The sequence below is a fragment of the Streptomyces toxytricini genome, assembly GCF_014649915.1.
In the GTDB taxonomy this organism is placed as follows: Bacteria; Actinomycetota; Actinomycetes; order Streptomycetales; family Streptomycetaceae; genus Streptomyces; species Streptomyces toxytricini.
In genome coordinates this window covers 187207-207277 of sequence record NZ_BMTY01000006.1, presented here as the reverse complement: position 1 = coordinate 207277, position 20071 = coordinate 187207, and the positions used below count along the sequence as shown (strand labels likewise).

16 protein-coding genes are annotated in these 20071 nt (G+C 74.1%); 9 read left to right on the top strand and 7 right to left on the bottom strand.

Translation table 11 applies throughout. From position 1 onward, the window contains the following. Positions 1-38 precede the first annotated feature (38 nt). Genes IE170_RS09905 through IE170_RS09890 form a run of 4 tightly spaced genes read left to right on the top strand, consistent with a single transcriptional unit; the run spans position 39 to position 3487 of the window. Positions 39-788: an enoyl-CoA hydratase family protein gene (locus IE170_RS09905; RefSeq protein ID WP_189808934.1), complete on the top strand. Its 750-nt coding sequence runs from the start codon at positions 39-41 to the stop codon at positions 786-788. Continuing rightward, positions 785-1645 (top strand): CoA transferase subunit A, encoded by an 861-nt coding sequence (locus IE170_RS09900; RefSeq protein WP_189808933.1) that lies wholly within the window; start codon positions 785-787, stop codon positions 1643-1645. Before IE170_RS09905 ends, IE170_RS09900 begins: the two co-directional genes overlap by 4 nt. Further along, a complete protein-coding gene (locus tag IE170_RS09895) occupies positions 1636-2412 on the top strand; it encodes a CoA-transferase subunit beta (protein WP_229884667.1) in 777 nt (258 codons plus the stop codon). The genes IE170_RS09900 and IE170_RS09895 overlap by 10 nt, the downstream gene beginning before the upstream one ends. Positions 2413-2416: 4 nt before the next feature. Beyond that, complete coding sequence (locus IE170_RS09890) at positions 2417-3487, top strand: NAD(P)H-dependent flavin oxidoreductase (RefSeq protein WP_189808932.1); 1071 nt, start codon at positions 2417-2419, stop codon at positions 3485-3487. 178 nt (positions 3488-3665) lie between these two features. Here the strand turns inward: IE170_RS09890 and IE170_RS09885 are convergent, their stop codons facing one another. The 4 genes from IE170_RS09885 to IE170_RS09870 form a co-directional block, all read right to left on the bottom strand. Further along, positions 3666-5324, bottom strand: coding sequence for a DEAD/DEAH box helicase (locus IE170_RS09885; protein ID WP_189808931.1), 1659 nt, complete (start codon positions 5322-5324; stop codon positions 3666-3668). Between the two features lie 243 nt (positions 5325-5567). After that, positions 5568-6725 carry an acetyl-CoA C-acetyltransferase gene (locus tag IE170_RS09880; protein WP_189808930.1) on the bottom strand — a complete coding sequence of 386 codons (1158 nt, stop codon included), beginning with the start codon at positions 6723-6725 and terminating at the stop codon, positions 5568-5570. Positions 6726-6756: 31 nt separating this feature from the next. Beyond that, entirely contained in the window at positions 6757-7377 is a 621-nt protein-coding gene (locus IE170_RS09875; RefSeq protein ID WP_189808929.1) for a TetR/AcrR family transcriptional regulator, read from the bottom strand. A gap of 34 nt (positions 7378-7411) precedes the next feature. Continuing rightward, positions 7412-8251: an SDR family oxidoreductase gene (locus IE170_RS09870; RefSeq protein ID WP_189808928.1), complete on the bottom strand. Its 840-nt coding sequence runs from the start codon at positions 8249-8251 to the stop codon at positions 7412-7414. 114 nt (positions 8252-8365) lie between these two features. Between IE170_RS09870 and IE170_RS09865 the strand changes: the two genes are divergently transcribed. From IE170_RS09865 to IE170_RS09845, 5 genes are all read left to right on the top strand, one after another. Beyond that, positions 8366-9514, top strand: a complete 1149-nt coding sequence (locus IE170_RS09865) for an acyl-CoA dehydrogenase family protein (protein ID WP_189808927.1) — start codon at positions 8366-8368, stop codon at positions 9512-9514. Beyond that, a complete protein-coding gene (locus tag IE170_RS09860; RefSeq protein ID WP_189808926.1) occupies positions 9514-10548 on the top strand; it encodes an acyl-CoA dehydrogenase family protein in 1035 nt (344 codons plus the stop codon). The genes IE170_RS09865 and IE170_RS09860 overlap by 1 nt, the downstream gene beginning before the upstream one ends. Positions 10549-10614: 66 nt before the next feature. Then, complete coding sequence (locus IE170_RS09855) at positions 10615-11343, top strand: VWA domain-containing protein (RefSeq protein ID WP_189808925.1); 729 nt, start codon at positions 10615-10617, stop codon at positions 11341-11343. 36 nt (positions 11344-11379) lie between these two features. After that, positions 11380-11886: a pyridoxamine 5'-phosphate oxidase family protein gene (locus tag IE170_RS09850; protein ID WP_189808924.1), complete on the top strand. Its 507-nt coding sequence runs from the start codon at positions 11380-11382 to the stop codon at positions 11884-11886. An 87-nt stretch (positions 11887-11973) separates the two neighbouring features. Continuing rightward, on the top strand, positions 11974-12399 hold the full coding sequence (locus tag IE170_RS09845) for a hypothetical protein (protein ID WP_189808923.1): 426 nt from the start codon (positions 11974-11976) through the stop codon (positions 12397-12399). Positions 12400-12432: 33 nt separating this feature from the next. On the opposite strand, the gene IE170_RS09840 is transcribed toward IE170_RS09845, so the two are convergent. From IE170_RS09840 to gltB, 3 genes are all read right to left on the bottom strand, one after another. Beyond that, a complete protein-coding gene (locus IE170_RS09840) occupies positions 12433-13641 on the bottom strand; it encodes an RNA-guided endonuclease InsQ/TnpB family protein (protein ID WP_189808922.1) in 1209 nt (402 codons plus the stop codon). A gap of 336 nt (positions 13642-13977) precedes the next feature. After that, on the bottom strand, positions 13978-15438 hold the full coding sequence (locus tag IE170_RS09835; protein ID WP_189808921.1) for a glutamate synthase subunit beta: 1461 nt from the start codon (positions 15436-15438) through the stop codon (positions 13978-13980). Then, positions 15431-19972: a glutamate synthase large subunit gene (gltB, locus tag IE170_RS09830; protein WP_189809024.1), complete on the bottom strand. Its 4542-nt coding sequence runs from the start codon at positions 19970-19972 to the stop codon at positions 15431-15433. Before gltB ends, IE170_RS09835 begins: the two co-directional genes overlap by 8 nt. Positions 19973-20071 lie beyond the last annotated feature (99 nt).

Below are 20071 nucleotides of genomic sequence, written 5' to 3'. Positions count from 1 at the left end.
CCTAACAAACGTTTGGTGGAAAGGTAGCTGATGCGCCCATGGGTGTCTCCACCTCAAGCCCCGGCAAGGGCCTCGCACTCGTCACCGTCGACTTCCCACCCGTCAACGCCCTGCCCGTACGGGGCTGGTTCGACCTCGCGGACGCCCTCCGCGCCGCAGGCCGCGACCAGGACGTCCGGTGCGTCGTCCTCGCCGCCGAGGGCCGCGGCTTCAACGCGGGCGTCGACATCAAGGAGTTGCAGTCCGACACCGGGCACGCCCGCCTGATCGGCGCCAACCGCGGCTGCCGGGAGGCCTTCGCCGCGGTGTACGAGTGCGAGGTCCCGGTGGTGGCGGCCGTGCACGGCTTCTGCCTGGGCGGCGGCATCGGCCTCGTCGGCAACGCGGACGCGGTCGTCGCCTCCGACGACGCCGCGTTCGGCCTGCCCGAGCTGGACCGGGGCGCCCTCGGCGCCGCCACGCACCTGGCCCGGCTCGTCCCGCAGCACCTGATGCGGACGCTGTACTACACCTCGCGGACCGTGACCGCCGCGGAGCTGCACGCCCACGGCTCCGTCTGGCAGGTGGTCCCGAGGGCCGGGCTGCGCGCGGCGGCGCTGGCGCTGGCCGCGGAGATCGCCCGCAAGGACGGCACCCTGATCCGCATGGCGAAGGCGGCCATCAACGGCATCGACCCGGTCGACGTGCGCCGCAGCTACCGCTTCGAGCAGGGCTTCACCTTCGAGGCGGCCCTCGGCGGGATCGCCGACCGGGTCCGCGACACCTTCGGGAAGGCGGGGGCGCCGTGACCGACAAGACGATGACGGCCGACGAGGCCGTGGGACGGCTGCGCAGCGGCATGACCGTCGGCATCGGCGGCTGGGGTTCGCGGCGCAAGCCGATGGCGCTGGTACGGGCGCTGCTGCGCTCGCAGGTCACGGACCTGACCGTGGTCTCGTACGGCGGCCCGGACGTCGGCATGCTCGCCGCGGCCGGCCGGATCCGCCGCCTCGTGGCGCCCTTCGCGACGCTCGACTCGATCCCGCTGGAGCCGCACTTCCGGGCCGCCCGCGAGAGCGGCGCGTTCGCCTTCACCGAGTACGACGAGGCGATGTTCCTGTGGGGGCTGCGGGCCGCCGCGAACCGGCTGCCGTTCCTGCCGGTGCGCGCCGGACTCGGCTCGGACGTCCTGCGCGTCAACCCCGAACTGCGCACGGTCCTCTCGCCGTACGGGGACGGGGAGGAGCTCGTCGCGGTGCCCGCACTGCGGCTGGACGCGGCCCTGGTCCACGTCAACCGCGCCGACCGGCTCGGAAACGGCCGGTACCTGGGCCCGGACCCGTACTTCGACGACCTGTTCTGCGAGGCAGCCGACGCCGCCTACCTCTCCTGCGAGCAGCTCGTGGAGACCGCGGACCTCGCCGAGGCCGGGCCGCCGCAGTCCCTGCTGATCGGCCGGCACACCGTCACCGGTGTCGTGGAGGCGCCGGGCGGCGCCCACTTCACCTCCTGCGCCCCCGACCACGGACGGGACGAGGCCTTCCAGAAGCTGTACGCGACCACCCCCTGGCCCGAGTTCGCCGCGCGTTTCCTGGCGGGCCGCGGCGAGGACGACTACCGCGGCGCCGTCCGCGCCTGGCACGGGGAGCGGCAGCAGTGGACGTGAACGCACGGGCGGCAGCGGCCGGCAGGACGGCGGGCCCGGGCGGTGCGGTGAGCCGGGCGGAGTACTGCGTGGTGGCGTGTGCCGAGGAGTGGCGGGGCGCCGGGGAGGTCCTGGCGAGCCCGATGGGGCTGGTCCCCTCGCTGGGGGCGCGGCTGGCCCGGCTGACGTTCTCCCCCGACCTGCTGCTGACCGACGGCGAGGCGCTGCTGGTGGGGCCGGACGGCGAGGTGGAGGGCTGGCTGCCCTACCGGCGGCACCTGGACCTGGTCGCGGGCGGGCGGCGGCACGTGATGATGGGCGCGAGCCAGATCGACCGGTACGGCAACCAGAACATCTCCTGCATCGGCGACTGGGAGCGGCCGGACCGGCAGCTCCTCGGGGTGCGGGGCGCCCCCGCGAACACGGTCAACAACCCGGTGGGCTACTGGGTGCCGCGGCATTCGCGGCGGGTGTTCGTCGAGCGGGTCGACATGGTGTGCGGGGTCGGCCACGACCGGGCGGCGTCCGGCGGGGCGGGCCGCTTCCACCGGCTGGGGCGGGTGGTCAGCGACCTCGGCGTGTTCGACTTCGCGACGCCCGACCGGTCGATGCGGCTCGCCTCCCTGCACCCGGGCGTCGGGGTGGAGGAGGTGCGGGAGGCCACCGGGTTCGCGCTCGCCGTGCCGGAGGAGGTCCCGTACACGCGGGATCCGACCGCCGAGGAGCTGCGGCTGCTCCGCGAGGTGCTCGACCCTGCGGGGCTGCGCGAGCGGGAAGTGCGGGGCTGAGGCGGTGGAGACGGCGCTGACCCGGCTGGTCGGGGTGCGGTACCCGATCGTGCAGACGGGCATGGGGTGGGTGGCGGGGCCGCGGCTGGTGTCGGCCGCGGCGAACGCGGGCGCACTGGGCATCCTCGCGTCGGCGACGATGACGGCGGACGGGCTGCGGGCGGCGGTGCGGGAGGTGCGGTCGCGTACGGACGCCCCGTTCGGGGTGAACCTGCGGGCGGACGCCGGGGACGCCGCCGAGCGGGTCCGGATCCTCGTCGAGGAGGGGGTGCGGGTCGCGTCGTTCGCCCTGGCCCCCTCGCGGGAACTGGTCGCCCGGCTGAAGGACGCGGGCCTGGTCGTGATCCCGTCGGTCGGGGCGCGCCGGCATGCGGAGAAGGTCGCGGCGTGGGGGGCGGACGCGGTCCTCGTGCAGGGCGGCGAAGGCGGCGGGCACACCGGGGAGGTGGCGACGACGGTGCTGCTGCCGCAGGTGGTGGACGCGGTGGACGTGCCGGTGGTCGCGGCGGGCGGCTTCCACGACGGGCGCGGGCTGGTCGCCGCGCTGTCGTACGGGGCGGCCGGGATGGCGATGGGGACGCGGTTCCTGCTCACCTCCGACTCGACGGTGCCGGATCCGGTGAAGGCCCGCTACCTGGCGGCCGGTGTCGGGGACGTGACGGTGACCCGGGCCGTGGACGGGATGCCGCACCGGATGCTGCGCACCGACCTGGTGGCCGCGCTGGAGCGGTCGGGGCGGGCGGGGGCGCTGCTGCGGGCGGTCCGGCACGCGGCGGGTTTCCGCAGGCTGTCGGGGCTCTCGTGGCCGCGGATGGTCCGGGACGGGCTGGCGATGCGGCACGGGCGGGAGCTGTCGTGGAGCCAGGTGCTGCTGGCCGCGAACACGCCGATGCTGCTGCGGGCGTCGATGGTCGAGGGCCGCACGGACGCCGGGGTCATGGCCTCGGGGCAGGTCGCCGGGGTGATCGGCGACCTTCCGTCGTGCGCGGAGCTGGTGGAGCGGGTCATGGCCGAGGCGCGGGCGGTACTGGCCCGGCTGGAGGCGCTGGACGCCGCCGGCGGCCCTGCGGGCTGATTCCCGGCGGAGCGCCGGACAGCGGCACCGCCGGACCCGGGTGCCGCCCGGCCGCGGCGTTTGCCAGGGGGGGCGGCTCCGCCCGGGTGCGCGGGCGTACTGTCCCCCTCTGATGCGGCTCGGTCCCCGGTGCCGCTCGGCGGGCCGGGGCTCGGCCCCGGCGCCGGCCTCCTGCTGCTCAGGCTCCGCCGCGGGCGGCCGGCTGGCGGTCGCCGCCGGAGCGCCGACGGCCGCCGGAGGAACCGGAGCGGGAGCCGCCGGTGCGGGCCGCGGCCGGGGCGCCGCCCTGGGCCGTACCGCGGGTGCGGCGCTGCCGCCCGTCGCCGGAGGCCTGCGCGGCCCCCGCGCCGGCCTCGGTGCGTCCGGCGCCGCCGCGCCCGCCGCCCTGGCCGCCGTTCTGGCCGCCGCCGCCCTGGCCGCGGCCGGAGCGGCGCCGTCCGCCGCCGCCCTGGCCGGTTCGCTGCTTCGGCGGGGCCGCCGGCTGGGGCACCTCGATGACGACGGGCACGCCGGAGGGCTCGCGGGCGCCGGTGAGCCGGGACAGCTCGTCGTCGGAGGACTTGACCTGCGCGGTGCGCGGGGAGATCCCGGCGTCGGACATGAGGCGGGACATGTCGCGCTTCTGCTCGGGCAGGACGAGGGTGACGACGCTGCCGGACTCGCCGGCGCGGGCGGTGCGGCCGCCGCGGTGCAGGTAGTCCTTGTGGTCGGTGGGCGGGTCGACGTTGACGACGAGGTCGAGGTCGTCGATGTGGATGCCGCGGGCGGCGACGTTCGTCGCGATCAGCGCGGTGACCTCGCCGGTCTTGAACCAGTCCAGGGTGCGGTTGCGCTGCGGCTGGGAGCGGCCGCCGTGCAGGCCGGAGGCGCGCACGCCCTGGGCGAGGAGGCGCTTGACCATGCGGTCGACGCCGCGCTTGGTGTCGACGAACATGATGACGCGGCCGTCGCGGGCGGCGATGCGGGTGGCGACGGCCTTCTTGTCGGTCTCGTCCATCACGTACAGGACGTGGTGCTCCATGGTGGTGACCGCACCGGCCGACGGGTCGACGGAGTGGCCGACCGGGTCGGTGAGGAACCTTCGGACGAGCTTGTCGATGTTCTTGTCGAGCGTCGCGGAGAACAGCAGGCGCTGGCCGCCGGGCTCGACCTGGTCCAGGAGGGCGGTGACCTGGGGCATGAAGCCCATGTCGGTCATCTGGTCGGCCTCGTCGAGGACGGTGATGGCGACCTGGTCGAGGACGGCGTCGCCGCGGTCGATGAGGTCCTTCAGGCGGCCGGGGGTGGCGACGAGCACCTCGGCGCCGCGGCGCAGTGCACCGGCCTGCCGGTTGATCGACATGCCGCCGACGACGGTCGCGGTGCGCAGGTTCAGCGCGGTGGCGTAGGGGGCGAGGGCGTCGGTGACCTGCTGGGCCAGTTCGCGGGTCGGTACGAGGACCAGGGCGAGCGGGGCCTTGGGCTGGGCGCGGCGGCCGGCGGTGCGGGCGAGGAGGGCCAGGCCGAAGGCGAGGGTCTTGCCGGAGCCGGTGCGGCCGCGGCCGAGGAGGTCGCGGCCCGCGAGGGAGTTCGGCAGGGTGGCGGCCTGGATGGGGAACGGCTCGGTGACGCCCTGGGCGGCGAGGGTCTTCAGGAGGGCCTCGGGGAGGTCCATGTCCTCGAACGCGGCGGCCGGCGGGAGCGGCGGGACCACCGGGTCGGGCATGGTGAACTCCTGCGGCCGCGGGGCCGGGGCGGCGTTCTGCCGGCCGGTGCCGGGCTTCTGCCGTCCCTGGGCGGGTCCCCGGCCGCGGGCGGGCCGGCGGGCGGGGCGGGCGGTGCTGCTGGAGCTGGTCATGCGGGACGGCCCTCCTGAAGAGGCGGTGAGGGCCCCACCCGGTGGATCCGGTGCAAAACATTAAAAAGCGCCTGCGGACGATGTCCCGTCAGGCGCACATAAAGTTCCTGGGTACCACAACTGCAAGGATGAAAGTACCACACGGACGCCTTCCGCGCAGGGCGGACGGGCCGGGGCGGGGTGCGGGCGGGCCGCGCCCCGCGGGTGTCCGCCGGGACGTGCGCCGGGGTGTCCGTGGGCGGTTCAGAGGCGTTCGAGGATGGTCACGTTGGCCTGTCCGCCGCCTTCGCACATGGTCTGGAGGCCGTAGCGGCCGCCGGTGCGCTCCAGCTCGTGGAGGAGGGTGGTCATGAGGCGGGCGCCGGTCGCGCCGAGGGGGTGGCCCAGGGCGATCGCGCCGCCGTTGGGGTTGACCCGGTCGGGGTCGGCGCCGGTCTCCTTCAGCCAGGCGAGGACGACGGGGGCGAAGGCCTCGTTGATCTCGACGAGGTCGATGTCGTCGAGGGTCATGCCGGTCTTCTTCAGGGCGTGGGCGGTGGCGGGGATGGGTGCGGTGAGCATGCGGATGGGGTCCTCGCCGCGGGCGGAGAGGTGGTGGATGCGGGCGCGGGGCGTCAGCCCGTGGTCGGCGAGGGCCCGCTCGGAGGCGATCAGCAGGGCGGCCGCGCCGTCGGAGACCTGGGAGGAGGCGGCGGCGGTGATCGTGCCGCCGGCGAGGACGGGTTTCAGGGCGGCCATCTTCTCGGGGGTGGTGTCGCGGCGGGGGCCCTCGTCGGCGGTGACGCCGGCGCAGGGGGCGGTCTCGCGGTCGAAGCGGCCCTCGTCGAGGGCGCGGACGGCCCGCCGGTGGGAGCGCAGCGCGTACTCCTCCATGTCGGTGCGGCTGATGCCCCACTGGCGGGCGATCAGTTCGGCGCCGTGGAACTGGTTGACGGGTGCGTCCCCGTACCGGGCGCGCCAGCCGGTGCTGCCGGCGTAGGGGCCGTCGGTGAGCCCGAGGGGTTCGGCGGCCTGCCGGGAGGCGTAGGCGATGGGGATCATCGACATGTTCTGGGTGCCGCCGGCGGCGACGAGGTCCTGGGTGCCGGACATGACGGCCTGGGCGGCGAAGTGGACGGCCTGCTGGGAGGAGCCGCACTGCCGGTCCACGGTCACGCCGGGCACCTCCTGGGGCAGGCCGGCCGCGAGCCAGGCGGTGCGGGCGATGTCCCCGGCCTGCGGGCCGACGGTGTCGAGGCAGCCGAAGACGACGTCGTCGACGGCGGCCGGGTCGATGCCGGTGCGGCCGACGAGGGCGGCCAGGACGTGGGCGCCGAGGTCGGCGGGGTGGACGGCGGCGAGCCCTCCCCCGCGCCGCCCGACGGGGGTGCGGACCGCGTCGACGATGTAGGCCTCGGGCATCGGGGGCTCCTCTGGTCGGGGCGCGCTGGGGTCAGTCGCGTACGGCGATCCCGTCCAGGACCATCGAGAGGTACTGGCGGGCGATCTCCTCGGGGCTGTGCCGTCCCTGGGGCCGGTACCAGGACGCGGCCACCCACACGGTGTCGCGGACGAAGCGGTAGGTGAGGCGGATGTCGAGGTCGGCGCGGAAGACCCGGTCGGCGACGCCGCGTTCGAGGGTGCCGAGCCAGGCCTTCTCGAACTTCTGCTGGGAGTCGGCGAGGTAGCGGAAGCGGGGCTGCAGGGCGAGGTGGCGGGATTCCTTCTGGTAGATGGCGACGGCGTCGCGGTGCCGGTCGATCTCCCGGAAGGACTCGGTGACGAGGGCCTCGATGGTCTCGCGGGGGCCGAGGCCGGCCGCGAGGACGGCGTCGTAGCCCTCCCACAGTTCGCCGAGGAAGGCCGAGAGGATCTCGTCGAGCATCGATTCCTTGGAATCGAAGTGGTAGTAGAGGCTGCCGGCGAGCATGCCTGCGGCGTCGGCGATCCGGCGGACGGTGGTGGCGTTGTAGCCCTGGGCCGCGAAGACCCGGGCGGCGGTGTCGAGGAGTTCGCGGCGGCGGTCGGGCGAGGCCGTCCCGGCGGGCTTCTTCGGCGGCTTGTTCTGTGGCACGCGCCCATTGTCCGTCCGATCCGGGGAGGACCCGTCAGGGGTGCCGGCTGCTGACGGAGACGGTCTCGCCGGTCATGTACGACGAGTAGCCGCTGGCCAGGAAGACGATGACGTTGGCGACCTCCCAGGGCCGGGCGGCGCGGCCGAAGGCCTCGCGGGCGGCCAGCGCGTCCAGCAGCTCGGGGGTGGTGGTCTTCGCCAGGTGGGGGTGGGCGGCGAGGCTGGGGGCGACGGCGTTGACGCGGACGCCGAACGCGGCGGCTTCCAGGGCGGCGCAGCGGGTCAGGGCCATGACGCCGGCCTTGGCGGCGGCGTAGTGGGCCTGGCCGGGCTGGGCGCGCCAGCCGAGGACGGAGGCGTTGTTGACGATGACGCCGCCGCGGCGGGCCGGGTCGTCGGCGGCCGCACGGAAGGAGCGGAGGGCGGCGCGGGTGCAGCGGAACGTGCCGCCCAGGGTGACGTCGAGGACGCGGTGCCACTGGTCGTCGGTCATGTCGGCGAGGGCGGCGGTGCCGCCGAGGCCTGCGTTGTTGACGACGGCGTCGAGGCGGCCGTGCGCGGCCTCGGCGTGGGCGAAAAGGGCCCGGACCTGGGCTTCGTCGGTGACGTCGCAGGTCAGGGAGGTGACACGGTCGGCGCCGAACTCGGCGGCGAGGGCCTCCTCGGTCTCCTTCAGGCGGCGGGCGTGGGCGTCGCCGAGGACGACGCGGGCGCCTTCCTCGAGGAAGCGGCGGGCGGTGGCGCCGCCGATGCCGGTGCCGGCGGCGGCGGTGACGACGGCGGTGCGGCCGGCGAGGAGGCCGTGCCCGGGGACGGGCTCGGGGGCGTCCGCGGCGGTGGCGGCGGCCGGGGGGACTGGTTCGGGGGCGTGCACGGCGACGTACCTCCTCGACTCCGGTCGGGGCCGTACGTTAACCTACCAAACACTTGTTAGGGAAGCATGGTGCGCCCCACGGGGGCGCCCGCCCCCGGAAGGAGCCGGCAGCCGATGGACCTGACCCATCCGCCCGAGGTGGAGGCCTTCCGGGCCGAGGCCCGGGACTGGCTCGCGCGGAACGTCCCGGCGGCCCCGCTGCCCTCCCTGGAGACCGCGGAGGGCTTCGCCGCGCACCGGGAGTGGGAGGCCCTCCTGTACGCCGGCGGCTGGTCGGCGGTGTCCTGGCCGCGGGAGTACGGCGGCCGGGGCGCGGACCTGGAGCGGTGGCTGGTCTTCGAGGAGGAGTACTGGGCGGCCGGCGCCCCGGCCCGGGTCTCCCAGAACGGCATCGGCCTGCTGGCCCCCACCCTGTTCGACCACGGCACGCCGGAGCAGCGGGAGCGGCTGCTGCCGCCGATGGCGCGCGGGGAGCAGGTGTGGGCGCAGGCCTGGTCGGAGCCGGAGGCCGGCTCGGACCTCGCCTCGCTGCGGGCGCGGGCCGAGCGCACCGCGGACGGCTGGCTGCTGTACGGGCAGAAGACGTGGTCCTCGCGGGCGGCGTTCGCCGACCGGGCCTTCGGGCTGTTCCGCACCGGGCCGGCGGCGGACCGGCCGCACCAGGGGCTGACGTACCTGGTGTTCGACCTGCGGGCACCGGGCGTGGACGTGCGGCCGATCGGCCGGCTCGACGGCAAGCCGGCCTTCGCGGAGCTCTTCCTGGACGGGGTGTTCGTACCGGACCGGGACGTCATCGGCGAGCCCGGGCAGGGATGGCGGATCGCCATGTCCGCGACGGGCAGCGAGCGCGGCCTCACCCTCCGCCCGCCGGGCCGGTTCCTCGCCGCGGCGGACCGGCTGTACGCGCTGTGGCGGTCGGCGGGCGACCCGGCGGACACCGCGCTGCGCGACCGGGTCGCGGACGCGCTGGTCGGGGCGCGCGCCTACGAGCTGTTCACGTGGGCGGCGGCGGCCCGGATCGCCGAGGGCGGGCGGACGGGCGCCGAGTCCAGCCTGAACAAGGTGTTCTGGTCGCAGTACGACCTCGCCCTGCACGAGACGGCGCTGGACCTGCTGGGCGGCGCGGAGGCGGAGCTGGTCGACGGGGAGTGGGCGCAGGGCTGGCTGTTCTCGCTGGCCGGCCCGATCTACGCGGGGACGAACGAGATCCAGCGCGACATCATCGCCGAGCGGCTGCTCGGCCTGCCGAAGGGCCGCCGCTGATGCGCTTCCTGCCGACCGAGGAGCAGACGGACTTCGCCCGGGCGGTACGCGCCCTGCTGGCGGCCGCGGACGTGCCGGCGGCGGTCCGGGCCTGGGCGGCGGGGGACTTCGCGCCCGGGCGGGCGGTGTGGAAGCGGCTGGCCGCGGCGGGCCTGTTCGCGCCGGCCGCGCCGGAGGCGTACGGCGGGGCGGGGCCGCTGCCGGTGGAACTGGCGGCCGCCATGGTGGAGGTGGGGCGGGCGGGGATGCCGGGGCCGGTGGTGGAGACCGCGGCGGCGGCGGTGCTGCTGTCGCGGCTGGAGGGCGGCCCCGGCGCGGAGGCGGCGGCCCGGTTCGTGCCGCGGCTGGTGGCGGGCGGGGAGGCGGCCTCCCTGCTGCTGCCGGGCGGCGGCCCGTACGCCCTGGACGCGGACGCGGCGGAGCACTGCTTCACGGTGGACGCCGCGGGCCGGCTGCGCGCGTACGGGGGCCCGCGCCCGGTCGGCGTCGCGGCCGTGCTGCGGTCGGCGGACCCGGCGCGCCGGCCGGCCCGTCTGGCGCCGGGCGGCGGCGAGGTGCCGGCGGCCGGGCCCGCCGTGCTCGCGGCGGCCCGCACCGCGGGCGACTGGGCGCGGCTGCTGACGGCGGCCCAGTGCCTCGGCGTCGGGGAGGCGCTGCTGGAGCGGACGGCGCGGTACGCGCGGCAGCGCACCCAGTTCGGGATGCCGATCGGCGCCTTCCAGGCGGTGAAGCACCGGCTGGCGGACACGCTGCTGGCACTGGAGTTCGCGCGGCCGCTGGTGTGGGCGGCGGCGCTGTCGCTGGACGCGGCGGAGGTCGCGGCCGCGAAGCTCGCGGCGGGCGGGGCCGCGTACGGGGCGGCCCTGACGGCGCTGCAGGTCCACGGGGCGATCGGCTACACCGAGGAGTCGGACCTGTCGCTGTGGCTGCGCAAGGCCCGCCCGCTGCGGGACGCCTGGGGCACGCCGGCGCAGTGCCGGGCGGTGGTGGCGCGGTCCTGGCCGCACGCCCGGCGCGGCACGGCCGCGCCCTGAAGCGGCCGCCCCTGCCTACCCGGGGGTACTCCGGACGGGCGGCGCCGGGCCGCGTACGCTCGCCGCATGACGGGCAGTGCGATCGACCTCCGCAAGATGGAACGGACCGCTCCGGCGCTGGTGAACCTGTACAAGAGCGCCGGGGCGTCGCTCCGCGGGCACGGGCTGGAGGGCGGGCGCGCCGCGGTCTACCTGGTCCTCGACTACTCGGGGTCGATGCGCCCGTACTACAAGGACGGCACGGTGCAGGCGCTCGCGGACCGGGTGCTGGGCCTGTCGGCGCACCTGGACGACGACGGCCGGGTCCCGGTGGTGTTCTTCTCGACCGACGTCGACGCCGTCGAGGAGATACCGCTCGCCGGGCACGCCGGGCGCGTCGCCGAGATCGCCTCCCGCCTCGGCCACATGGGCAAGACCTCCTACCACGCGGCGATGGACGCGGTCATCGACCACTACCTGGACGCGGGCACGCGCCGGCCGGCGCTCGTCGTCTTCCAGACGGACGGCGGGCCGATCGACAAGCGGGCCGCGGAGGCGTACCTGTGCAAGGCGGCGAAGCTGCCGCTGTTCTGGCAGTTCATCGGCTTCGGCGACACCCGCAGCAGCCAGTTCGACTTCCTGCGCCGCCTGGACGACCTGCCCGTGCCGTCCAGGCGGGTCGTCGACAACGCCGGCTACTTCCACGCCGGAACGGACCCGCGGGCCGTCCCGGACCGGGTGCTGTACGACCGGCTGCTCGGGGAGTTCCCGTCCTGGCTGGCGGCGGCGCGCGCGGCGGGCATCGTGCGCGCCTGACGCCGGGCGGGCGGGGGCGGGCGGTTTGATGGGAGTATGACCACGAACAATTGGGCGGCGTTCGAGGCTCGGGAGCCGGAGTTCGCGGCGACCGTCCGGGCCCGCTTCGCCCAGTACCCCCACCACGTCCTGGCCACCCTCCGCAGCGACGGCTCCCCGCGGCTGGCCGGCCTGAACGTCGAGATCCGCGGCGGCGAGCTGTGGCTCGGCATGATGCAGGGCTCGCGCAAGGCGCGGGACCTGCGGCGCGACCCGCGGTTCGCGCTGCACAGCAACCCCGGCCCGGACGATTCGATGCCCGACGGGGACGTGCGGGTCTCGGGGCGGGCGATCGAGCTGGTGGACCCGCCGGAACTGCACCGGTACGCGGAGGAGACGGAGAACCCGCACCCCTTCGACCTGTTCCACGCGGACCTGACGGAGGTGGTGCACGTCGGGGTGGACGGCGACGAGCTGGTGATCCGCACCTGGACCCCGCAGGGCGGCCTGCACACCCTGCGCCGCGGCGACGACGACGAACCGCCGCGCGAGGACCCGGCGTAGGCGGCCCGACGCCCGGCCCCCTGTCAGTGGCGGGGTCTAGCCTCGGAGAGGCCGGGCCTGACCGGTCCGCCAATCCGAGGGGGAGCGATGAAGCGCATGTTCAGGGGCCGCAAGGCCGTTGCGGTGGCGGCGATGGCGGGGGCACTGGCCCTGGTCGCCGGGTCGGGCCAGGCCTCGGCACAGGAGGAACTGATCGGCCACCCCGGCCCCGACGGGCTCATCTGGGTGCCGGAGCAGTGGGGGTCCGGCGGCTTCGTCTCGGGCGGCCTGTATTCCGGGCTGGACACCTACACCACGTTCGCCTGCGAGGGCGGCGGCAGCATCGAGGTGGCCTTCCGGCTCGACGAGCACCCCGACCGGAACCCGGCCCCGTTCACCCTGGACTGCCCGGCCGGCAGCCCGGCCCGCGTGACGGTCCCGCTGGGGGGCGGCCTGCACGGCGGCTTCGGGGCCGCGGTGACGGCCTCGTCCGCATCCATACGCTGGGGCGCGACGGTGGTGCAGCCGGATTGACATCCTCTCCCCCTGAAGGGGGGAGATTCCCGCCTACCGTGCCGTTGAGGGCTGCGGTGTCGGGTGGGTTCCTGCTTCGCCGCGCGGTGCGGGCACGGGTGCCCGTCTTACCTGCGCTCGACAGGCTGTCACGGCCAGTCCGGCCGCCTTGGCGATGTTGACCGCCGCGTTGATGTCCCGGTCCAGGACGGCCCCGCACGCCCCGCACGTCCACACGCGAACGTGCAGGGGCTGGGGGCCGCCCTTGACACCGCACTGCGAGCACACCTGCGAGGTGGGCTCGAAACGGCCGATACGGGTGAAGGTGCGCCCGTACCGGGCGGCCTTGTACTCCAGCATTCCCACGAACGCCGACCATCCGGCGTCGTGAACCGACTTTGCCAGGCGCGTCCGGGCGAGTCCTTTCACCGCCAGGTCCTCCACGGCGACCGCTTGGTTCTCGCGGATCAGCTTCGTGGAGAGCCGGTGGTGGAACTCGCGGCGAGCGTCCGCGACCCGCGCGTGCGCGCGAGCGACCTTGATCCGGGCCTTGTCCCCGTTCCCGCTGCCCTTCTCCCTGCGGGACAGGTCCCGCTGCGCCTTCTTCAGCCGCTTCTCGGCCCGCCGTAGGAACCGTGGGCTGTCGATCTTCGTGCCGTCGGAGAGGACCGCGAAGTGTCCCAAGCCGAGGTCGATGCCGACCTGGCCGGGCACCTGTGGCAGTGCTTCCTCCGGGCCGGTATCGACAACGAAGCTCACGAAGTACCGGCCCGCGCTGTCCTTCACGACCGTCACCGTCGATGGAGTCGACGGAAGCACACGGGACCACTTCACCTTCACGTCGCCGACCTTCGGCAGGCGCAGCTTTCCACCGGCCGTGATCTTCCAGTGGGCGTTCGCGGTGAACCGCACCGCCTGCCGGGTGTCCCGCTTCGACTTGTACCGGGGCGCGCCCATACGAGGGCGCTTGCCCTTCAGCCCGTCGAAGAAGTTCCTGTACGCGGCGTCCAGGTCGCGGAGGGATTGCTGGAGGACCACCGCCGAGACCTCGCCGAGCCAGGCCCGCACCGGAATCTTCTTCGCCTCGGTGATGAGCGTCTTCGACAGCTCGCCGGTCTTCGGGAACGGCATGCCTTTGCCGCGGGCAGTCTCGCGGGCGCGGAGGGCATCGTTGTAGACCACCCGCGCACACCCGAACGCCCGTGCCAACGACTCACATTGGCCGACGCTCGGGTACAGGCGGAAGCTGTACCGGAGCAGCACGCCGATCACGCTACCCGGCCCGCCCGCGCACCTCGATGAGAACGTTCGTGCCAGCCGTCACCGCGTCCACATCACGTCCACTCGAATTCGCGACGAGGGACCGGCACAAGGTCTTCGCCGACGGCCACCTGACTAGTGGCGGCAGCCCTTCGCGGCCGCAGGTCCGCGCGCACCACGGCGCCCGCCATCCTTGGTCGAGGACATGGCGGGCGCCGTGCCGGGTTTCCGTACGCCGTTGTACGGGCCGTATGAGGGGTCCTCCGCACAGGGAGTGGGTGCGCGGTGCCGCGCGGTGGTGCGTTCCCGGCCCGGAGCGTGCCCCGGGCCGGGCGGGGGTCAGACCGTCAGGGCGCGGTCGGTCGGCTTGACCGGGTAGGGGAGGGTGCTGCTGCCGGTCAGGTAGCGGTCGACGCCGCGGGCGGCCGAGCGGCCCTCCGCGATGGCCCACACGATCAGGGACTGGCCGCGGCCGGCGTCGCCGGCGACGAACACGCCGTCGACGTTGGTGGCGTAGGAGGCGTCGCGGGCGATGTTGCCGCGCTCGTCCAGGTCCAGGCCGAACTGCTCGACCAGGCCGTTGGCCCGGTCGGTGCCGGTGAAGCCCATCGCGAGGGTGACCAGCTGGGCCGGGATGGAGCGCTCGGTGCCGGGCTTCTGGACCAGCTTGCCGTCGGTGAACTCGACCTCGACGAGGTGGAGCGCCTTGACGTTGCCGTCCTCGTCGCCCTCGAAGCGGGTGGTGGAGACGGAGTAGACCCGCTCGCCGCCCTCCTCGTGCGCGGAGGTGACCTTGTAGAGCATCGGGAAGGTCGGCCACGGCTGGTTGGCGTTCCGCTCCTCGCCGGGCCGCGGCATGATCTCCAGCTGGGTGACGGACAGCGCGCCCTGGCGGTGGGCCGTGCCCACGCAGTCGGCGCCGGTGTCGCCGCCGCCGATGACGACGACGTGCTTGCCCTCGGCGGTGATGGGCGGGGCGACGAAGTCGCCCTCCTGCACCTTGTTCGCGAGCGGCAGGTACTCCATCGCGAAGTGGATGCCGCCCAGTTCACGGCCGGGGGCGGGCAGGTCCCGGGAGACGGTCGCGCCGGCGGCGATGACGACGGCGTCGAACCGCTTGCGCAGGTCGCCGGCGGTGATGTCGCGGCCGACCTCGATGCCGGTGCGGAACTTGGTGCCCTCCGCGCGCATCTGCTCGATGCGGCGGTTGATGTGCACCTTCTCCATCTTGAACTCGGGGATGCCGTAGCGCAGGAGGCCGCCGATGCGGTCGGCGCGCTCGTAGACGACGACGGTGTGGCCGGCCCGGGTCAGCTGCTGGGCGGCGGCCAGGCCGGCGGGCCCGGAGCCGATGACGGCGGCGGTCTTGCCGGAGAGGCGCTCGGGGACCTGCGGGGCGACGCCGCCGTTGTCCCACGCCTTGTCGATGATCGAGACCTCGACGTTCTTGATGGTGACGGCCGGCTGGTTGATGCCGAGGACGCACGCCGACTCGCAGGGGGCCGGGCAGAGGCGGCCGGTGAACTCCGGGAAGTTGTTCGTGGCGTGCAGCCGCTCGGACGCCGCCGACCAGTCCTCGCGGTAGGCGTAGTCGTTCCACTCGGGGATCAGGTTCCCGAGCGGGCAGCCGTTGTGGCAGAACGGGATGCCGCAGTCCATGCAGCGGCCGGCCTGCTTGCTGATGATCGGCAGGAGCGAGCCGGGGACGTAGACCTCGTTCCAGTCCTTGACGCGTTCGGCGACGGGACGGGAGCAGGCGGTCTTGCGCTCGGTGGTGAGGAAGCCCTTCGGGTCAGCCATGGGTCGCCGCCTCCATCATCTTCTCGGTGGTCTCGGACTCGGAGAGTCCGGCCCGCTCAGCGGCGTCCTTGGCGGCGAGCACTGCCTTGTACGTGGTCGGGATGATCTTGCTGAAGCGGTCCGCGGCGGCGGACCAGTCGGCGAGGAGCTTCGCGGCGACCGTCGAGCCGGTCTCCTCCTGGTGGCGGCGCACCACATCGTGCAGCCACTGCCGGTCCTCGTCCGAGAGGGTCTCGACGGCCCCCAGGTTGCCGGCGTTGACGTTGTCCCGGTCGAGGTCGACGACGTAGGCGACGCCGCCGGACATGCCGGCCGCGAAGTTGCGGCCGGTCTCGCCGAGGACGACGGCCGTGCCGCCGGTCATGTACTCGCAGCCGTGGTCGCCCACGCCCTCGGAGACGACGAGGGCGCCGGAGTTGCGGACGCAGAACCGCTCGCCGGTGCGGCCTCGCAGGAACATCTCGCCGCCGGTGGCGCCGTAGCCGATGGTGTTGCCGGCGATGGTCGAGTACTCGGCGAGGTGGTCGGCGCCGCGGTCGGGGCGGACCACGATGCGGCCGCCGGAGAGGCCCTTGCCGACGTAGTCGTTGGCGTCGCCCTCCAGGCGGAGCGTGACGCCCTTGGGGAGGAAGGCGCCGAACGACTGGCCGGCGGAGCCGGTGAAGGTCAGGTCGATGGTGTCGTCGGGCAGGCCCGCACCGCCGAACCTCTTCGTGACCTCGTGGCCGAGCATCGTGCCGACGGTCCGGTTGATGTTGCGGATGGCGACCTGGGCGCGGACCGGCTGGGCCGCCTCGGCCGTCGCCGCGTTCAGGGCGTCGGCGGCGAGCTCGATCAGCTCGTTGTCGAGGGCCTTCTCCAGGCCGTGGTCCTGCGCGATCAGGGCGTGGCGGACCGCGCCCTCGGGCAGGTCGGGCACGTGGAAGAGCGGCGCGAGGTCGAGTCCCTGGGCCTTCCAGTGGGTGACGGCCTGGTCGGTGTCGAGGAGCTCGGCGTGGCCGACGGCCTCCTCGATCGAGCGGAAGCCCAGCTCGGCGAGGAGCTCGCGGACCTCTTCGGCGATGAACTCGAAGAAGTTGACGACGAACTCGGCCTTGCCGGAGAAGCGGTCGCGCAGCACCGGGTTCTGGGTGGCGATGCCGACGGGGCAGGTGTCCAGGTGGCAGACGCGCATCATGACGCAGCCGGAGACGACGAGCGGCGCGGTCGCGAAGCCGAACTCCTCGGCGCCGAGCAGGGCGGCGATGACGACGTCGCGGCCGGTCTTGAGCTGGCCGTCGGTCTGGACGACGATCCGGTCCCGCAGCCCGTTCAGCAGCAGCGTCTGCTGGGTCTCGGCGAGGCCGAGCTCCCAGGGTCCGCCCGCGTGCTTGAGGGAGGTCAGCGGGGAGGCGCCGGTGCCGCCGTCGTGGCCGGAGATCAGGACGACGTCCGCGTGGGCCTTGGAGACGCCCGCGGCGACGGTGCCGACGCCGACCTCGGAGACCAGCTTCACGTGGATGCGGGCCGCCGGGTTGGCGTTCTTGAGGTCGTGGATGAGCTGGGCGAGGTCCTCGATGGAGTAGATGTCGTGGTGCGGCGGCGGGGAGATCAGGCCGACGCCCGGGGTGGAGTGGCGGGTCTTGGCGACCCACGGGTACACCTTGTGGCCGGGCAGCTGGCCGCCCTCGCCGGGCTTGGCGCCCTGCGCCATCTTGATCTGGATGTCGTCGGCGTTGACGAGGTACTCGGAGGTGACGCCGAAGCGGCCGGAGGCGACCTGCTTGATCGCCGAGCGGCGCGCCGGGTCGTACAGGCGCTCCGGGTCCTCGCCGCCCTCGCCGGTGTTGGACTTGCCGCCCAGCTGGTTCATGGCGATGGCGAGGGTCTCGTGCGCCTCCTTGGAGATGGAGCCGTACGACATGGCGCCGGTGGAGAACCGCTTGACGATCTCGGAGACCGGCTCGACCTCGTCCAGCGGGACGGAGGGGCGGTCGCTCTTGAAGCCGAAGAGGCCGCGGAGCGTCATGAGGCGCTCGGACTGCTCGTTCACCCGGTCCGTGTACTGCTTGAAGATGTCGTACCGGCGGTTGCGGGTGGCGTGCTGGAGCCGGAAGACGGTCTCCGGGTCGAACAGGTGCGGCTCGCCCTCGCGGCGCCACTGGTACTCGCCGCCGATCTCCAGCGCGCGGTGCGCGGCCGAGGTGCCGGAGGCCGGGTAGGCCTTGGCGTGGCGGGCGGCGACCTCCTTGGCGATGACGTCGAGGCCGGCGCCGCCGATCTTGGTGGCGGTGCCCTGGAAGTACGTGGCGACGAACTCCTCGTCGAGGCCGACGGCCTCGAATACCTGGGCGCCGCGGTAGGAGGCTACGGTGGAGATGCCCATCTTGGACATGACCTTGAGGACGCCCTTGCCGAGGGCGTAGATCAGGTTCCTGATGGCCTTCTCGGGCTCGATGCCCTCGATGAACGTGCCGGCGCGCAGCAGGTCCTCGACGGACTCCATGGCCAGGTACGGGTTGACGGCGGCGGCGCCGTAGCCGATGAGCAGGGCGACGTGGTGGACCTCGCGGACGTCGCCGGCCTCGACGAGCAGGCCGACCTGGGTGCGCTGCTTGGTGGCGATCAGGTGGTGGTGGACGGCGGCGGTCAGCAGCAGCGACGGGATGGGCGCGTGCTCGGCGTCCGAGTGGCGGTCCGACAGGACGATCAGTCGGGCGCCGTTCGCGATGGCCGCGTCGGCCTCGGCGCGGATCTCGGCGATGCGGGCGGCGAGCGCGTCGGCGCCTCCGGAGACCCGGTAGAGGCCGGAGAGGGTGGCCGCCTTCATGCCGGGCATGTCGCCGTCGGCGTTGATGTGGATGAGCTTGGCCAGCTCGTCGTTGTCGATGACGGGGAAGGGCAGGGTGACGCTGCGGCAGGACGCGGCGGTCGGCTCCAGCAGGTTGCCCTGCGGGCCCAGCGAGGACAGCAGCGAGGTGACGAGCTCCTCGCGGATGGCGTCCAGCGGCGGGTTGGTGACCTGCGCGAACAGCTGGGTGAAGTAGTCGAAGAGCAGCCGGGGCCGCTCGGAGAGCGCGGCGATCGGCGAGTCGGTGCCCATGGAGCCGATCGGCTCGGCGCCGGTGCGGGCCATCGGGGCGAGGATGACGCGCAGCTCTTCCTCGGTGTAGCCGAAGGTCTGCTGGCGGCGGGTGACCGAGGCGTGGGTGTGGACGATGTGCTCGCGCTCGGGGAGGTCGGTGAGCTCGATCTCGCCGGACTCCAGCCACTCCGCGTAGGGGGCGGCGGCGGCCAGGCCGGCCTTGATCTCGTCGTCCTCGACGATCCGGTTCTGGGCCGTGTCGACGAGGAACATCCGGCCCGGCTGGAGGCGGCCCTTGCGGACGACCTTCGCGGGGTCGATGTCGAGGACGCCGACCTCGGAGGAGAGGACGACGAGGCCGTCGTCGGTGACCCAGTAGCGGCCGGGGCGCAGGCCGTTGCGGTCGAGGACGGCGCCGACCTGGGTGCCGTCGGTGAAGGTGACGCAGGCCGGGCCGTCCCAGGGCTCCATCATCGTGGAGTGGTACTGGTAGAAGGCGCGGCGGGCCGGGTCCATGGAGGTGTGGTTCTCCCACGCCTCCGGGATCATCATCAGGACCGCGTGGGGCAGGGAGCGGCCGCCGAGGTGGAGGAGTTCCAGGACCTCGTCGAAGGACGCCGAGTCGGAGGCGTCCGGGGTGCAGATCGGGAAGATCCGGTCGAGGGCGCCCTGCCCGAAGGCGTCGGTGGCGAGCTGGGACTCGCGGGCCCGCATCCAGTTCCGGTTGCCCTTGACGGTGTTGATCTCGCCGTTGTGGGCGACGAACCGGTACGGGTGGGCGAGCGGCCACGACGGGAAGGTGTTGGTGGAGAACCGGGAGTGGACCAGGGCGAGCGCCGAGGCGAAGCGGCGGTCGGAGAGGTCCGGGAAGAACGGCTCCAGCTGGCCCGTGGTGAGCATGCCCTTGTAGACGATGGTCCGGGCGGACAGCGACGGGAAGTAGGTGCCGGCCTCGCGCTCGGCGCGCTTGCGCAGCACGAAGGCCTTGCGGTCCAGGGCGATGCCGGTGCTGGTGCCGTCGGCGACGAAGAGCTGGGAGAAGGCCGGCATGGTGGCGCGGGCGCCGTTGCCGAGGAGGTCGGGGGTGACGGGCACCTCGCGCCAGCCGAGGACGGTCAGGCCCTCCTCGGCGGCGATGGCCTCGATGTGCTCCACGGCGGCGGCCTGTGCGGTGCCGTCGGCGGGGAGGAAGGCGATGCCGACGGCGTAGGCGCCGGCCTCGGGGAGCTCGAAGCCGGCCGCCTCGCGCAGGAACGCGTCGGGGACCTGGCTGAGGATGCCGGCGCCGTCGCCGGAGTCGGGCTCGGAGCCGGTGGCGCCGCGGTGCTCGAGGTTCCGCAGTACGGTCAGCGCCTGGTCGACCAGCGCGTGGGTGGCCTCACCGGTGAGGTTCGCCACGAATCCGACGCCGCAGGCGTCCTTCTCGTTGCGCGGGTCGTACATGCCCTGGGGGGCGGGGCGACCGTCCATGGGCGACCAGGCGGTGCTGCTGGGGCCGGTCGCGGAGTGCGTGGATGCGGAACGCATCGGCTCTCCCGTCGTCGTCGTGGCATTGTGCATGGCCGAGGG

Bases quoted from the DNA above. Each gene is read 5' to 3' on its own strand.
- IE170_RS09905 (WP_189808934.1), top strand. From the start codon at position 39: ATGGGTGTCTCCACCTCAAGCCCCGGCAAGGGCCTCGCACTCGTCACC.
- IE170_RS09885 (WP_189808931.1), bottom strand. From the start codon at position 5,324: ATGACCAGCTCCAGCAGCACCGCCCGCCCCGCCCGCCGGCCCGCCCGC.
- IE170_RS09880 (WP_189808930.1), bottom strand. From the start codon at position 6,725: ATGCCCGAGGCCTACATCGTCGACGCGGTCCGCACCCCCGTCGGGCGG.
- IE170_RS09865 (WP_189808927.1), top strand. From the start codon at position 8,366: ATGGACCTGACCCATCCGCCCGAGGTGGAGGCCTTCCGGGCCGAGGCC.
- IE170_RS09860 (WP_189808926.1), top strand. From the start codon at position 9,514: ATGCGCTTCCTGCCGACCGAGGAGCAGACGGACTTCGCCCGGGCGGTA.
- IE170_RS09855 (WP_189808925.1), top strand. From the start codon at position 10,615: ATGACGGGCAGTGCGATCGACCTCCGCAAGATGGAACGGACCGCTCCG.
- IE170_RS09850 (WP_189808924.1), top strand. From the start codon at position 11,380: ATGACCACGAACAATTGGGCGGCGTTCGAGGCTCGGGAGCCGGAGTTC.
- IE170_RS09845 (WP_189808923.1), top strand. From the start codon at position 11,974: ATGAAGCGCATGTTCAGGGGCCGCAAGGCCGTTGCGGTGGCGGCGATG.
- IE170_RS09835 (WP_189808921.1), bottom strand. From the start codon at position 15,438: ATGGCTGACCCGAAGGGCTTCCTCACCACCGAGCGCAAGACCGCCTGC.
- gltB (WP_189809024.1), bottom strand. From the start codon at position 19,972: ATGGACGGTCGCCCCGCCCCCCAGGGCATGTACGACCCGCGCAACGAG.